This is a genomic window from Pectobacterium sp. S5 (genome assembly GCF_051707265.1).
Taxonomy (GTDB): domain Bacteria; phylum Pseudomonadota; class Gammaproteobacteria; order Enterobacterales; family Enterobacteriaceae; genus Pectobacterium; species Pectobacterium polare.
Map to the genome: position 1 here is coordinate 1,659,367 of NZ_JAULSZ010000001.1, position 14,863 is coordinate 1,674,229.

The following is a 14,863-nucleotide window of genomic DNA, read 5'->3' on the forward strand; positions in this document are numbered from 1 at the left end:
TTTATTTTATCGGAAATAATACATGTCTAATAAATTACTACAGCTTCACTTTCGCTTTACGGGCCCATTTGGTCGTGAAATGTCTCGCCAATTAGTTGACCTTGCCGAGTCAATCAATCGCGAACCGGGCTTTATCTGGAAGATTTGGACGGAGAGTGAAAAGAATCAGGAAGCCGGTGGAATATATCTCTTTAAAGATGAAGACGCGGTGAATGCTTATCTCAAGATGCATATTCCCCGCATTCAATCATTCGGCGTTGAAGAGGTCATTTACAAGATTTTTGACGTCAATGAGCCTTTAACGGCCCTGAATCATGGGCATGCTGAATAACAGGATTATCCTAGAGATAATGACTGACGTATCCCATGATCTTGAATAGGGATCGGCTCATTAGAGAGAATGCAGACCTGAATTGCACCTTACTCAGTTGAATTTTCAACGTTTAGGGTGCAATTCAAACCAATCTACAGATTGGTATTACTCGTTATCGCCCAGCAGAACGGATTCCAGCGCGATTTCGATCATTTCGTTGAAGGTGTTTTGACGCTCTTCTGACGTGGTCTGCGCACCGGTACGAATGTGGTCAGAAACGGTACAGATGGCCAGCGCTTTCGCACCGAACTCTGCCGCGACACCGTAGATACCGGCTGCTTCCATTTCCACACCCAGAATGCCGTATTTTTCCATCACGTCGAACATCTGCGGATCTGGAGTGTAGAACAGATCGGCGGAGAAGATGTTACCGACGCGGACAGAAACATCGCGAGCTTTGGCAGCATCAACGGCATTACGCACCATGTCGAAATCGGCAATCGCCGCGTAGTCGTGATCTTTGAAACGCATACGGTTCACTTTGGAATCCGTACAGGCGCCCATGCCGATCACTACGTCACGCAGTTGAACATCTTCACGTACCGCACCGCAGGAACCTACGCGGATGATCTTCTTCACGCCGAATTCGGTGATCAGTTCTTTCGCATAGATTGAGCAGGATGGGATACCCATACCGTGGCCCATTACCGAAATTTTACGGCCTTTGTAAGTCCCCGTGAACCCTAACATGCCACGCACGTTGTTCACTTCGCGGGCATCATCCAGAAAGGTTTCTGCAATGTACTTAGCGCGCAGCGGGTCGCCCGGCATCAGTACAACGTCCGCGAAATCACCCATTTCTGCATTAATATGTGGCGTTGCCATGCGTTTATTCCTTATTAATCAAGTTCACGTAAAAAACGGTGTGTTTTACAGTATCGATTTGCCGTAGTCCATAGGCGACAGGCCAAAGTAGGCCGCGACCGTCTGCCCGATATCGGCGAAAGTTTCACGGTGGCCGTATGACCCCGGTTTCACGTTCGGCCCATAGATCAACACCGGGACGTTCTCACGAGTGTGATCGGTGCCGTGCCAGCTTGGGTCACAGCCGTGGTCGGCCGTCAGAATCAGGATGTCGTCACCCTTCACGCGGGACAGCATTTCTGGCAGGCGGCGGTCGAACAGCTCCAGCGCGGCAGCGTAGCCCGGAATATCGCGGCGGTGGCCGTAGGCGGAATCGAAATCAACAAAGTTGGTAAACACGATGGTGTTGTCGCCTGCGCTATCCATTTCTTTCAGCGTGGCGTCAAACAGCGCATCGATGCCGGTGGCTTTCACTTTCTTCGTGATACCGACCTGCGCGTAGATATCTGCAATCTTACCGACGGAAACCACTTCGCCGCCTTTTTCATCCACCATTTTTTTCAGGATGGTTGGTGCTGGCGGTTCAACGGCCAGATCGTGACGGTTGCCGGTACGTTCGAAGTTGCCGGGTTTGTCGCCGATAAACGGACGTGCAATCACGCGCCCGATGTTGTAATCCCCTTCGGTCAGCTCTTCGCGAGCAATTTCACACAGCTCGTACAGCTTATCCAGACCGAAGGTTTCTTCATGGCAGGCAATCTGGAACACGGAATCCGCAGAGGTGTAGAAAATCGGCTTGCCGGTTTTCATGTGTTCTTCAGCCAGCTGATCCAGAATCACCGTACCGGAAGAGTGGCAGTTGCCCAGATAGCCCGGCAGATTGGCGCGCTTCACCAGTTTATCCAGCAGTTCCTGCGGGAAACTGTTTTCTTCATCTTTAAAATAGCCCCAGTCGAACAGGACAGGCACACCGGCAATTTCCCAGTGGCCAGACGGCGTATCTTTACCCGAGGAGATTTCGCTGGCGTGCGCGTAAGCACCGATGATATCTGCGTTTTCATCCAGCCCTGGCGGGAACGTTCCCGTTGAGGCCTCAGCAGCTTTACCCAGCCCCAGACGGCTCAGGTTCGGCAAATGCAGCTTGCCACTACGGCCTTTATCCGCCGTCCCCGCGGCACACGCCTGAGCGATATGACCCAGCGTATCCGAACCGACATCGCCAAAACGTTCTGCATCAGCACTGCTGCCGATCCCAAACGAGTCGAGAACCATAATATATGCACGTTTCATTCTTTTTCTCCTGCGCAGCTATGCGCTAACGCCCTGCCGAGAGGCAGGGGAAAATCAATTCAAGACGACCACTAACCGGCCCTGTGCGATCACGCTTCTGCGCTCACTCGACGATAGACCATCGGGGTCTTTTCTGGCGCGGTGTCGCCCAGTTGGATCGCAGCACGGACTTCATTCGCCGCCTGCTGCCACTGCGCTTCCGTATTGGCATGGATCACTGCCAGCGGGCGCTGCGCATCAACGCGCTCACCCAGACTGATCATGCTATCCAGACCGACGCTGTAATCGATCGTATCCGTGGCCTGACGGCGTCCGCCGCCCAGCGAGACGACGGCCATGCCCAGCGCGCGAGTATCCATCCCAGTTACGATGCCTTCACGCGTCGCGAAGACCGGTTTACTTAATGTCGCTACCGGCAGGTAACGATCGTAGTGTTCGACAAAATCGCCCGGACCACGCTGTGCGGCGACCATGCGACCAAAGACTTCGGCAGCTTTGCCGTTATCCAACACGGCTTGCAGACGTGAATGCGCATCGTCCGCCGAGCTGGCCAGTCCGCCCGCCAGCAGCATCTCGCCACATAGCGCCATAGTAACATCATACAGGCGCGGATTGCGGCTCTCCCCCGTCAGGAAACGCACGGCTTCCCGCACTTCTAGCGCATTACCCGCACTCGAAGCCAACACCTGATTCATGTCAGTCAGCAATGCGCTGGTGCGGCATCCCGCGTTGTTCGCTACGCCGACAATCGCCTGCGCCAACTGCTCGGACAGTTCATAGGTCGGCATAAACGCTCCCGACCCCACTTTGACGTCCATCACCAGCGCATCCAGCCCTTCAGCCAGTTTCTTTGCCAGAATTGACGCGGTGATCAGCGGGATTGAATCGACCGTGGCGGTAATGTCACGCGTGGCATAAAAGCGTTTATCCGCCGGAGCCAGCGATGAGGTCTGTCCAATGATCGCGACGCCAACCTGCTGGATGATGCGGCGAAAATCTTCATCGTTCGGGAAAATATCCAGTCCCGGAATCGCTTCGAGCTTATCCAACGTGCCGCCAGTGTGCCCTAAGCCGCGCCCGGAGATCATCGGGACATAGCCCCCACAGGCAGCGACCATCGGCCCCAGCATCAGCGAAGTGACATCGCCGACACCGCCGGTAGAGTGTTTGTCCACCAGCGGGCCGTTCAGGTTCAGACTCTTCCAGTCCAGCACCGTGCCGGAGTCACGCATCGCCAGCGTCAGCGCCACGCGCTCGTCCATCGACATGTCGTGAAAATAAATAGTCATCGCCAGCGCTGCTATCTGGCCTTCGGAGACGGTATTGTCACGAATACCGTTGATAAAGAAGCGGATCTCTTCTTCGCTCAGAGCTTTTCCGTCACGCTTCTTACGAATAATTTCTTGAATCAGAAACAAGGTCTGTACTCCTGATGAATTCTGATGTGGCTCAGCAGCCTATCGCTGCGAGCACATTTGCTGTGAACAAAATCGTACGCTGTGTGCACGTAATTAGTAGCAACCCTGCGAGGTCGCTGTCGCGTGGCCAAGCGTGGTCAACAGGCTCGCCAGCAGACTGGATGCACCAAAGCGAAAATGCTGCGCCGTCGCCCATTCCGCGCCCATGATATCGTCCGCCAGTTGCAGGTAGATGGCGGCATCTTCCGCGTTACGCACACCGCCAGCCGCTTTAAAGCCGACATGTTCGCCTACACCTTTATCGCGGATCACCTTCAGCATGATCGCCGCGCTTTCTGGCGTCGCGTTCACCGGCACTTTACCGGTCGAGGTTTTAATGAAATCGGTACCCGCATCAATAGCGATCTCGCTCGCCTGACGGATCAGCGCTTCCTGTTTCAGCTCGCCCGTCTCAATGATCACCTTCAGCAGTACGTGGGCATCCTGACACACGGCTTTACATGCCTGCACCAGCTCAAAACCGATTTGTGCGTTGCCTGCGATCAGCGCGCGGTAAGGGAATACGACATCAACTTCATCAGCGCCGTAGGCGACTGCCGCCTTGGTTTCAGCAACAGCAATTGCCACATCATCATTGCCATGAGGGAAGTTGGTCACCGTCGCGATGCGGATATCCGGCGTACCCTGCTCACGCAGGATCTTTTTTGCCAGAGGGATAAAACGTGGATAGATACAGATAGCAGCCGTTTTTCCGGCCGGGCTGTTCGCCTGACGGCAGAGTGCCGTCACTTTTTCATCCGTATCATCCTCATTCAGCGTGGTTAAATCCATCAGCGCCAGCGCACGTTGCGCGGCCGTGGTCAGCTTGGTCATACAACACTCCAACTCGTCAGCCGGTCTAACCGGCCCTGAACATTAACTGGTGCAAAACCAGCACGTTTGGCGAGCGGACTTGGTTCCTTGAAGATAGCGCCCAGGCGAAACAACCTGTAGCGGCACCGAGATCCTTCTCACCGCAATCAGCCTTCCTCTACCCTTCATTCTGTGATTATTTCAACACCGAAAGAACGACATCGAAAGAAACCTATTTATTCATTAAATAAAAGACGACTCATCAGACATTTGAACACGCCATGCCGGACCATTTTGTGCATTCATTCACACTTGATGTAAGAGAAATGCAATAGATAGTGATTATATGTGATTTTTATCACACATACTTCCCTGAATAAGGCCAAACCGGGGAATAGCGCTGACAGCCCTGTCGGCCAAACGATCCCTTTATACTGGGAAAAAGAAGGGGTCAACCACGGGCCACGCGCGGGATAGAAACCGCCTGCTGCGGGTTGATGTCATAGAGTAAGCATAGCGGCTTCTCCCTAAACACAGGGAGAAACCGCAGGCAGAGCAGGAAAATTATTTCCCTGCGGAAGGTTTACGGTAATCCAGCGCGGGTTTTCGATCGCCCAGCAGCGGCTTATAGTGGAAGTTCTCGCCACGGCTCTTATCAAATTCCGCTTTCGCCTGCTGAATTAATGCGGGATCGCTCAGTAGCTTCGCCCCTGTGACGGCCAGCGTTTTGGCTGCAATGTCCATACCTTTATAGCCAATCGCCATGCCGCCGGATGCCACAGCCTGCCAGCTGTGCGCAGGTACACCCGGCACCCAGGTCGCCGTTCCCAGCCCAACCGTCGGTACCACCCAGCTGACATCGCCCACATCGGTCGACGCATAGCCCGTTTCACCAAAATGGTACGGCGCGATCTGACCGGCACTGGAAAGCGGCGGCAGTTTGGATTGATCCAACGTTTTCTGTAGCGCGGTTGCAAAATCCGTATCCGCCTTATCCCACTGCGGTGCCCCGACGCTTCTAAGGCTGTCATCCATCACTTTTCCCAACACGTCGTTCGGCAACAGGCTGTACACGCCGCCGAGAATTTCAAATTCATAACGCGTTTCGGTTCCCAGCGCGGCACCTTCCGCCGCTTTACGGATGCGATCGGTCACGCTGGCGACCACGGCCGGATCGGGGTGACGCACGTAGTAATACACTTCGGCAAAATCCGGCACTACGTTCGGCGCTTTACCGCCATCGGTAATCACATAGTGAATGCGCGTTTCCTGCGGTACATGCTCTCGCATCGCGTTCACCATAAAATTCAGCGCTTCCACGCCGTCCAGCGCCGAGCGCCCTTTCTCTGGTGCCATCGCAGCATGCGCGGAGCGACCATAGAAACGGAATTTACCGTTCACGTTCGCCAGCGAATAGTCTTGCGAAGCAGAATTCTCATCGCCGGGATGCCAGTGCAGCATCACATCCACATCCTTAAACAACCCCTCACGCGTCATATAGACTTTACCGGAACCACCTTCCTCCGCTGGCGTGCCGTACACCCGGATTTGGCCCGGTTTACCCGTCGCCTCCAGCCACTGTTTCAGCGCAATTGCCGCGCCTACCGATCCCGCACCAAACAGGTGATGCCCGCAGGCATGTCCGGCCTCAATACCCGCAACCGGCGAACGTTCCGGCGTTGCGGCCTGAGAGAAGCCCGGCAGCGCGTCCATCTCGGCCAAAATACCAATAACCGGCCCACCGGATTTCCCCGCCGTCGCCACAAACGCGGTTGGGATGCCTGCGACGCCCGCTTCAACACTGAATCCAGCGGCTTTCAGCTCATTCTGTAACAGTTGGGAGGTGTTGGTTTCCAAATAGCCCAGCTCAGGCTTTGCCCATATTTGCTGAGCAACGGTCGTCATCTGGCCTGAGTAATTCGCGACAGCGTTCACAATCGTTTCCCGATCTTTCTCTGCCAGTTCAGCGGCATAGCCCAGTGAGAGCAAGCAAGAAGAGAACGCCACAGCCAGCGCAGGCGGTATATATCGTTTCAGTGTCATACGTTTTTCCCTATCCGTAAAAGAAATACATGTCTTTGAATAACAGCCATTAATGTGATGCAGTGCCCGTTATTTGAAATGCTAGTGCTTTGAAATGCTAATTGTTTGAAATACGATTGGTGTGAGGTGCTATTTATGTTTAGCCGTACCGAGCAGCTTTTTCAAAAAATAATCCACAGGCAATAATCCACAGACAACACCATGACTGAACACGCCGAAGATTCTCACTGGTATCTGTACATACTGCGCACGGTCGCTGGGGCGTTGTACACGGGTATTACAACGGATGTCAGCCGCCGCCTGAATCAGCATCAAACGGGAAAAGGGGCAAAAGCGCTGCGGGGAAAAGGCGAGTTAACGCTGGTGTTTCACTGTCTGGTGGGCGATCGCTCAGATGCACTGAAACTGGAATATCGCATTAAGCAGTTGAGCAAAAACCAAAAAGAAAGGCTGGTACAAGACCAGCCCAAGACACTATGCATTTCAGACACGATGTATTGATGCGCTATCGGCTAGCGAATCACGTTAGAGAAAGCGGTTAAACGGTTCGGCGTATTCCACCAGCCCGCTCGTGCTTTCAAACCCGCTTTCGCCCTCAGGATGCCCTTCACCGACAACATGATTATCCGCCAGCGGGTAAACCTGAAAAGCCGATTCACTGTCCGGCCAGCGGCAGTGCAGCTGATGTTCTGTAGCCGGGACAAAGCCAAAACGAGAGTAGTACGTTGGTTCACCCAGCACGACGACGGCGGTATAGCTAAATTCATTCAGCGCATCCAGCCCTTCGTAGACCAGTTGCTCCCCCACGCCCTGTCGACGCAGGCTGTCGTCTACCGCCAACGGTGCAAGCGCCACCCACTGGCGATCCTCACCGTCGATCAGCACCGGACTAAATGCCGCGTAGCCCACCACGCCACCTTCATCGTCAGTCGCCACAACGCCGAGCGTCAATAAGCCATCTTCACGCAGTTGATGAACCAGATCCGCTTCTGCGCCCGTTGGAAAAGCACGGCGCAATAAATTGTCGATCCCTGCTGCATCAACGGGAATTTCCACCCGAACTAGCATGATACTGGCGCGTGATTCGTTGGTTGCACTACGCCCTCCTGTAAGCCGGCTTCAACAAAGTTCGCCAGTTGCAGCAGGCCAATGCGCAGCGGCGCAGGCATCGCTTCCAGTTCAATGGCGTCCATCAGGTTCTTCACATACAGACCTAATTCGGTATCACCTTCAATGCGCAAACGACGCTGGAAAAAGAGCGTATCGGGATCTTCTTTACGCGCGGCGATCAAAATCAGATCGTTCGCGTCTGCACTGAAGCTGACATCCGGCGTCTCAGCGTCGCTCACGATCAAACGGCCATCGCGCAGGGTCATAAACCACTGCAAGCCGACATCACGCACCTCAATTTTCAGCCAGCGGCTTTCGAGAAATGCCAGATCGCCCTCTTCCAGCGCCTGACGGAACTGCCAGCCCAACATCTGTTCCAAAACCTGACGCTGTAGCGCAAAGGGGGTGAACTTGAGTGGCTTACCTAATAAGCTCGGCCCCTGACGCACAATCTGCGCTCGTAGTTTTTCCAACACTGGCGTACTCCTCTTAAAGCAATCTGACTGTTCAGATAATCTGCAAACATTTTGCCACATCCACCGCACGCGGCAGAGGTCTATGTCAATAATTTAGTCGGTTATCCGATTATGCCCAACAGATTTTGTCCTTGCGCGACGATTAGCACCATAAACTGCCTTAAATCAAAGTCCTTACCGATTTGGTTAATTAAGATTCCCAATCGTTAACAACATTCATCGACTGATAAAAAATCGCTTACGTCGACCCGCAAGGGTGGCAGGCAGAATGCCCGTCATAAACGCGATCGTCAGTCTGAACATCATTGATCGTACCGAGCCGCTACGGCTCCAAAGGGATTAATGAAGGATTGTGTATGGAACTGCTTTGCCCCGCTGGCAACCTGCCGGCACTGAAAGCTGCCATCGATAATGGCGCAGATGCGGTCTATATCGGCCTGAAAGATGACACCAACGCACGTCATTTTGCCGGGCTGAACTTTACCGATAAGAAGCTACAGGAAGCGCGTGAGTACGTGCACCGCCATCGGCGTAAGCTGCATATCGCCATCAATACGTTTGCGCACCCGGACGGCTATCAGCGCTGGCAGCGCGCCGTGGATATGGCCGCGCAAATCGGGGCTGACGTGCTGATCCTCGCCGATATCGCCATGCTGGAATATGCCGCTGAGCGCTATCCCAACATCGAGCGTCACGTGTCAGTTCAGGCGTCGGCGACAAACACCGAAGCGATCCGTTTCTATCATCGCCATTTCGATGTCTCACGCATCGTGCTGCCGCGCGTGCTGTCCATTCATCAGGTGAAGCAAATCGCCCGCACCAGCCCCGTGCCGCTCGAAGTGTTCGCCTTCGGCAGCCTGTGCATCATGGCGGAAGGCCGCTGCTATCTCTCTTCTTATCTGACCGGTGAATCACCGAATACCGTAGGTGCCTGCTCACCAGCGCGATTTGTACGCTGGCAACAGACGGAAAACGGTATGGAATCACGCCTGAATAATATCCTGATCGACCGCTATCAGGACGATGAAAACGCGGGTTACCCCACGTTGTGTAAAGGGCGTTATTTAGTCGATGGACAGCGCTACCATGCGCTGGAAGAGCCGACCAGCCTGAACACGCTGGAGCTGCTGCCTGAATTGATGGCCGCCAATATTGCCTCCGTGAAGATAGAGGGCCGCCAGCGCAGCCCGGCCTACGTTAGCCAGATTACGCAGGTATGGCGACAGGCTATCGATCGCTGCCGTGCCAATCCCGAGACATTCGTTCCCACTCAGGCCTGGATGGATGCATTAGGTGCGGTGGCAGAAGGCACGCAAACCACGCTCGGCGCTTATCACCGTAAATGGCAGTAGCAGGAGAACACATGAAATACGCATTAGGGAATATTCTCTACTATTGGCCGAAAGAGGACGTTGAGGCGTTTTATCAGGCCGCGGTGAGCAGCAGCGCCGATATCATTTATCTCGGCGAAACAGTGTGCAGCAAGCGCCGCCTGATGAAGGTGGCAGACTGGTTCAACGTTGCCCGCGAGGTCGCCAACAGCGGAAAACAGGTGGTGATCTCTACGCTCGCGCTCTTACAGGCTCCATCTGAACTTACCGAGCTAAAACGCTATGTGGAGAACGGCGAGTTCTTGCTGGAAGCGAACGATCTGGGCGCAGTTAACATCGCCGCCGAACGCAATCTGCCGTTTGTCGCCGGACATGCGTTCAACTGCTACAACGCTTACACCCTGCGAGTCCTGCATAAACAAGGTATGGTGCGCTGGTGCATGCCCGTTGAGCTATCCCGAGACTGGCTGCAAAATTTGCTGAATCAGTGTGACGAGCTTGGCTTTCGCCATCAGTTTGAAGTGGAAGTGCTCAGCTATGGCCATTTACCGCTAGCCTATTCCGCCCGCTGTTTTACCGCCCGTTCAGAAGATCGGCCGAAGGATGAATGCGAAACCTGCTGTCTCAGCTATCCGCAAGGCAGAAAAATGCTGTCGCAGGAGAACCAGCAGGTGTTTGTCCTCAACGGCATTCAGACGCAAAGCGGCTATTGCTACAATCTCGGCAACGAATTGGCGTCAATGCAGGATCTGGTCGATATCGTCCGGCTGTCCCCGAACGATATCAGCACTCCGGCGATGCTGGATAAATTCCGCGCCAACGAACAAGGCAATGCGCCATTAACGCTGGAAAATCAGGCAGATTGCAACGGCTACTGGCGTCGCGTCGCTGGCCTTGAGCTTGTCCAGTAACTCATTTGCTATCAGGGCGGCCAGCCGCCCTTTCCTTCCTAAGCGCACCTTTTGAATTACATAGCACTGCAACATTCCCTCATACTGCTCTGACTTTCATCATTGACTGACGGCGTTAGCATCCACCGAATGGGTGGAGTCAGTGAACAACAAAGTGAGCCATATTATGTCTACACCTTCTCAATCCGCCGTGTTTTCCGTCCTCGATCTTGCACCTATTCCGCAAGGTGCGACAGCACGTGACGCCTTCCATCGCTCGCTGGATCTGGCGCAGCATACAGAAAAATGGGGCTATCACCGTTATTGGCTGGCGGAACACCACAGCATGACAGGTATCGCCAGCGCGGCGACGTCGGTACTTCTCGGCTATCTTGCTTCGGGAACACAGCGCATCCGCCTCGGTTCCGGCGGCGTGATGCTACCGAACCACTCACCGCTCGTCATCGCCGAGCAGTTTGGTACGCTGGAATCGCTGTATCCCGGCCGTATCGATTTGGGATTAGGTCGCGCGCCCGGCACCGACCAGCGCACCATGATGGCGTTACGTCGCCACCTCAATGCCGATATTGAAGATTTCCCACGCGATGTGCAGGAGCTGCAACGCTATTTCGCCGATGCACAGCCAGGTCAGGCAGTGCAGGCTGTCCCCGGACAAGGTCTGCACGTTCCGATCTGGCTATTAGGATCGAGCCTGTATAGCGCACAGCTGGCCGCGAGACTGGGTTTACCTTTCTCCTTTGCCGCCCATTTCGCCCCCGATATGTTGCTGGAAGCATTCCGCCTCTACCGTGAAAACTTTGTCCCTTCAGCCACCCACGCCAAGCCCTACGCGATGGTTTGCGTCAATGTGGTTGCGGCCGATAGCGATCGGGATGCACGTTTCCTCTTCACCTCGATGCAGCAGCAGTTCATCAATCTGCGCCGTGGCACGCCGGGCCCGCTGCCCGCCCCAGTAGAAAATATCGACACGGTCGGATCGCCTGCCGAGCAGTTTGGGGCAGAGCAAGCACTGCGGCTGTCGATTGTTGGCGATAGCGCGAAAGTCCGTCATGGATTGCAGAGCCTTTTGCGTGAAACGCAGGCGGATGAAGTGATGATTAATGGCCAAATCTTTGACCATCAGGCGCGACTACGATCGTTTGAAATCGCAATGGATGTACGGCAGACGCTGTAATATCGAACGAGTGAGTTTATTCTGGCCAAAAAAAAACGACCCGTTCAGGGTCGTTTTATATTGCAGCAGATTTTTTTAAATCAATCGTAGCTTACGCGTCAGCAGGACGACGACGTGGAGCACGTGGTGCAGCTGCATCACGATTGAAAGAACGTTCGCGACGCTCACCGCCGTTAGCGTTACCTTCACGGCGTTCACCACCGCCGAAAGAGCGACGTGGCGCTGCGCCATCACGACGTTCGCCGCCCGCACCCGCAGGACGACCACCACCGCGACGTTCTGGCTGTGCGACTGCATCACCCAGCAATTGCATATTCATTGGTTTGTTCAGAATACGCGTGCGGGTGAAGTGTGATAACAGGTCGCCCGGCATACCTTTCGGCAATTCAATCGTCGAGTGAGACGCGAACAGTTTGATGTTACCGATGTAGCGGCTGCTGATATCACCTTCGTTGGCGATAGCACCAACAATGTGGCGAACTTCAACGCCGTCATCACGACCCACTTCGATACGGTACAGTTGCATCTCACCCGCATCACGACGCTCGCGACGCTGTGGACGGTCACCGTCACGGGGTTCACGGGAATCGCGGGAATCACGAGGTTCACGGCGACGATCGCCACGTGAATCACTACGAGACTCATCACGATCGCGGTATTCGCGACGCGGACGGAATGCCGGATCTGGTGGCAGAATCAGAGGACGTTCGCCTTGCGCCATTTTCAGCAGCGCAGCAGCCAGCGTTTCAACATCCAACTCTTCCTGCGGTTGCAGTTTCGTCAGCAGCGCACGGTACATATCCAGATCGCTGCTTTCCAGCTGTTGCTGCACTTTAGCGGCAAATTTAGCCAGACGACGTTGACCCAGCAATTCTGCATTTGGCAATTCCACTTCAGGAATCGTCAGCTTCATTGTGCGTTCAACGTTGCGCAGCAGGCGGCGTTCACGGTTTTCAACAAACAGCAGTGCGCGACCGGCACGACCTGCACGGCCAGTACGACCAATACGGTGGACGTAAGACTCGGAATCCATTGGGATATCGTAGTTGACGACCAGGCTGATACGCTCAACGTCCAGACCACGCGCAGCAACGTCAGTTGCGATCAGGATATCCAGACGACCATCTTTCAGACGCTCCAGCGTTTGTTCACGCAGCGCCTGATTCATGTCACCGTTCAACGCAGCACTGTTGTAACCACTACGTTCCAGTGCTTCAGCCACTTCCAGCGTCGCGTTTTTGGTACGAACGAAAATAATCGCCGCATCAAAATCTTCCGCTTCGAGGAAACGTACCAGCGCTTCATTTTTACGCATGCCCTGCACCGTCCAGTAGCTCTGGCTGATGTCTGGACGCGTAGTCACGCTTGATTGAATGCGAACTTCCTGTGGATCTTTCATGAAACGACGCGTAATGCGGCGAATCGCTTCCGGCATGGTTGCAGAGAACAGCGCAGTCTGATGCGCAGCAGGAATCTGAGCCATGATGTTTTCAACATCTTCGATGAAGCCCATACGCAGCATTTCATCGGCTTCGTCCAGCACCAAACCACTCAGGTTGGACAGATCCAGCGTACCACGCTTCAGGTGATCCAACAGACGGCCCGGCGTACCAACAACGATCTGTGCTCCACCACGCAAAGCGCGCAGTTGCACGTCATAACGCTGGCCACCGTACAGGGCAACGACGTTAACGCCATGCATATGCTTGGCAAAATCATTACAGGCTTCAGCAACCTGAACAGCCAGTTCGCGGGTTGGAGCCAACACCAACATCTGCGGCGCTTTTAACTCAGGCTTTAAATTATTGAGTAATGGCAGAGCAAAAGCCGCAGTTTTACCACTGCCGGTCTGTGCCATACCCAGCACATCACGACCGTTCAGCAGGTGGGGAATACATTCAGCCTGAATTGGCGACGGTTTTTCATAGCCCAGATCGGTCAGGGCATTAATAATAGGAGCAGACAGCCCCAAATCGGAAAAAGAAGTAAATAAATCAGTCATGTACACGTGCCTCATTAAACATGGCGGCCAGTCTACATAACTCGTCGTGAAAATTTTCAGTCATTTTCATTGAAAAGTGTGAACCGGCTCAAATTGGATTAAAAAGCGAACAAAAAAGCCCTCACCCGCGAAGGTGATAACCGAAGTTTTTTCAGGCTGATTAAGTGTTCGTCAGCTATTGCTGGTCCGATCCTGATAGGTCGTCTTGCTCTTGGCCTAATAGCGCCAATTCCAACAATGCATAGCGGTGCTCAACAAAGTTATGGACGTTGTTGGCAACCGTCAGCTTGAACAGCGCCAAAGCGGTGTTCTTGTCCCCCAGACTTAGGTAGTGCTTACCTAAATAGAAGTCAGTTTCACTGAGATGCTCAGCGAGCGAAGTGTTATCCGTAGCTTCTACCTGTAAACGCTGCATCAGTGTTTTTTCACTGATACTGCCCAGATAGAATTCGACAATATTCCATCCCCAAGGCCCTTTCTTGGCGTCGTCATAGCGTTTCTTCAACGCAATTTTGGCCGTCTCTGGATTGATTTCTCGCTCCACAAGATACAGCCACAACGAACGGAAAGGATCATTCGGATCGTCTCGATAAAACGCCAGCAGATCATCCTGCGCTAACAGGTAGCGACCGCCATAATACAAAGCGATGCCCCGGTTTAAACGCGCATAATTGTAAGTTGGATCAAGCTCTAGTACAGAATCAAACGCTTCATAGGCAGCATCAAAATTGCCTGCCTGCGTTAAATAGATACCCAAATAGTTAAAAACTTCTGGAATATCAGGGCGGATCGTCAGCGCTTGTGAAAAATCATTCCGCGCCAATGCCCGTAACCCGAGACTATCATACAGCACTCCGCGCTCATATAATAGCTGTGCTCGCTCATCATCGGTTAATGCCCGGCTTGCAAGGATTTGTTCCATGCGTGCCAGAATCACTTCCTGCTGCAAAGTAGGCTGTAACGGAATCGCCAATACTGCGTCTTTACGCCAATCAGTGTTGCTGCATCCTGCCAGCATGAGTGCTGTTGCAACATAACACCAGCGCAAGAAAGGCTTCATTTCCCACTCCCGAAGACAA

At 53.8% G+C, this 14,863-nt stretch carries 15 protein-coding genes; 5 read left to right on the plus strand and 10 right to left on the minus strand.

Going from position 1 to position 14,863, the window contains the following annotated elements:
- The first annotated feature begins 22 nt into the window (after positions 1-22).
- The gene (locus QWJ20_RS07430; protein ID WP_433992197.1) at positions 23-331 is read left to right on the plus strand and encodes a monooxygenase; all 309 of its coding nucleotides are present in this window, start codon (positions 23-25) and stop codon (positions 329-331) included.
- A gap of 147 nt (positions 332-478) precedes the next feature.
- On the opposite strand, the gene deoD is transcribed toward QWJ20_RS07430, so the two are convergent.
- The 5 genes from deoD to QWJ20_RS07455 all read right to left on the minus strand — a co-directional run bounded on the left by deoD (position 479) and on the right by QWJ20_RS07455 (position 6,780).
- On the minus strand, positions 479-1,198 hold the full coding sequence (gene deoD / locus QWJ20_RS07435) for a purine-nucleoside phosphorylase (RefSeq protein ID WP_010279739.1): 720 nt from the start codon (positions 1,196-1,198) through the stop codon (positions 479-481).
- Between the two features lie 45 nt (positions 1,199-1,243).
- Entirely contained in the window at positions 1,244-2,467 is a 1,224-nt protein-coding gene (gene deoB / locus QWJ20_RS07440) for a phosphopentomutase (protein WP_039485939.1), read from the minus strand.
- An 89-nt stretch (positions 2,468-2,556) separates the two neighbouring features.
- Complete coding sequence (deoA, locus tag QWJ20_RS07445; protein WP_039470747.1) at positions 2,557-3,885, minus strand: thymidine phosphorylase; 1,329 nt, start codon at positions 3,883-3,885, stop codon at positions 2,557-2,559.
- 93 nt (positions 3,886-3,978) lie between these two features.
- Positions 3,979-4,758 carry a deoxyribose-phosphate aldolase gene (gene deoC, locus QWJ20_RS07450; protein WP_433992198.1) on the minus strand — a complete coding sequence of 260 codons (780 nt, stop codon included), beginning with the start codon at positions 4,756-4,758 and terminating at the stop codon, positions 3,979-3,981.
- 543 nt (positions 4,759-5,301) lie between these two features.
- Entirely contained in the window at positions 5,302-6,780 is a 1,479-nt protein-coding gene (locus tag QWJ20_RS07455; RefSeq protein WP_433992199.1) for an amidohydrolase, read from the minus strand.
- A gap of 201 nt (positions 6,781-6,981) precedes the next feature.
- Between QWJ20_RS07455 and QWJ20_RS07460 the strand changes: the two genes are divergently transcribed.
- Positions 6,982-7,281, plus strand: a complete 300-nt coding sequence (locus QWJ20_RS07460; RefSeq protein WP_095702018.1) for a GIY-YIG nuclease family protein — start codon at positions 6,982-6,984, stop codon at positions 7,279-7,281.
- A 24-nt stretch (positions 7,282-7,305) separates the two neighbouring features.
- Here the strand turns inward: QWJ20_RS07460 and QWJ20_RS07465 are convergent, their stop codons facing one another.
- The gene (locus QWJ20_RS07465; RefSeq protein ID WP_095701577.1) at positions 7,306-7,848 is read right to left on the minus strand and encodes a GNAT family N-acetyltransferase; all 543 of its coding nucleotides are present in this window, start codon (positions 7,846-7,848) and stop codon (positions 7,306-7,308) included.
- Complete coding sequence (gene ubiT, locus QWJ20_RS07470; protein WP_433992200.1) at positions 7,842-8,366, minus strand: ubiquinone anaerobic biosynthesis accessory factor UbiT; 525 nt, start codon at positions 8,364-8,366, stop codon at positions 7,842-7,844. The genes QWJ20_RS07465 and ubiT overlap by 7 nt, the downstream gene beginning before the upstream one ends.
- Positions 8,367-8,722: 356 nt before the next feature.
- Between ubiT and ubiU the strand changes: the two genes are divergently transcribed.
- The 3 genes from ubiU (at position 8,723) to QWJ20_RS07485 (ending at position 11,782) form a co-directional block, all read left to right on the plus strand.
- The gene (gene ubiU / locus QWJ20_RS07475) at positions 8,723-9,718 is read left to right on the plus strand and encodes a ubiquinone anaerobic biosynthesis protein UbiU (RefSeq protein ID WP_095993649.1); all 996 of its coding nucleotides are present in this window, start codon (positions 8,723-8,725) and stop codon (positions 9,716-9,718) included.
- Between the two features lie 11 nt (positions 9,719-9,729).
- Complete coding sequence (locus QWJ20_RS07480) at positions 9,730-10,608, plus strand: U32 family peptidase (RefSeq protein ID WP_433992201.1); 879 nt, start codon at positions 9,730-9,732, stop codon at positions 10,606-10,608.
- Positions 10,609-10,774: 166 nt separating this feature from the next.
- A complete protein-coding gene (locus tag QWJ20_RS07485) occupies positions 10,775-11,782 on the plus strand; it encodes a luciferase-like monooxygenase (RefSeq protein ID WP_174868564.1) in 1,008 nt (335 codons plus the stop codon).
- Positions 11,783-11,873: 91 nt separating this feature from the next.
- On the opposite strand, the gene QWJ20_RS07490 is transcribed toward QWJ20_RS07485, so the two are convergent.
- From QWJ20_RS07490 to nlpI, 3 genes are all read right to left on the minus strand, one after another.
- Positions 11,874-13,784 (minus strand): DEAD/DEAH family ATP-dependent RNA helicase, encoded by a 1,911-nt coding sequence (locus tag QWJ20_RS07490; protein WP_433992202.1) that lies wholly within the window; start codon positions 13,782-13,784, stop codon positions 11,874-11,876.
- Positions 13,777-13,854 (minus strand): protein YrbN, encoded by a 78-nt coding sequence (yrbN, locus tag QWJ20_RS07495; RefSeq protein ID WP_099606227.1) that lies wholly within the window; start codon positions 13,852-13,854, stop codon positions 13,777-13,779. The genes QWJ20_RS07490 and yrbN overlap by 8 nt, the downstream gene beginning before the upstream one ends.
- 105 nt (positions 13,855-13,959) lie before the next feature.
- Complete coding sequence (gene nlpI, locus QWJ20_RS07500) at positions 13,960-14,844, minus strand: lipoprotein NlpI (protein ID WP_010279700.1); 885 nt, start codon at positions 14,842-14,844, stop codon at positions 13,960-13,962.
- Positions 14,845-14,863: the final 19 nt, after the last annotated feature.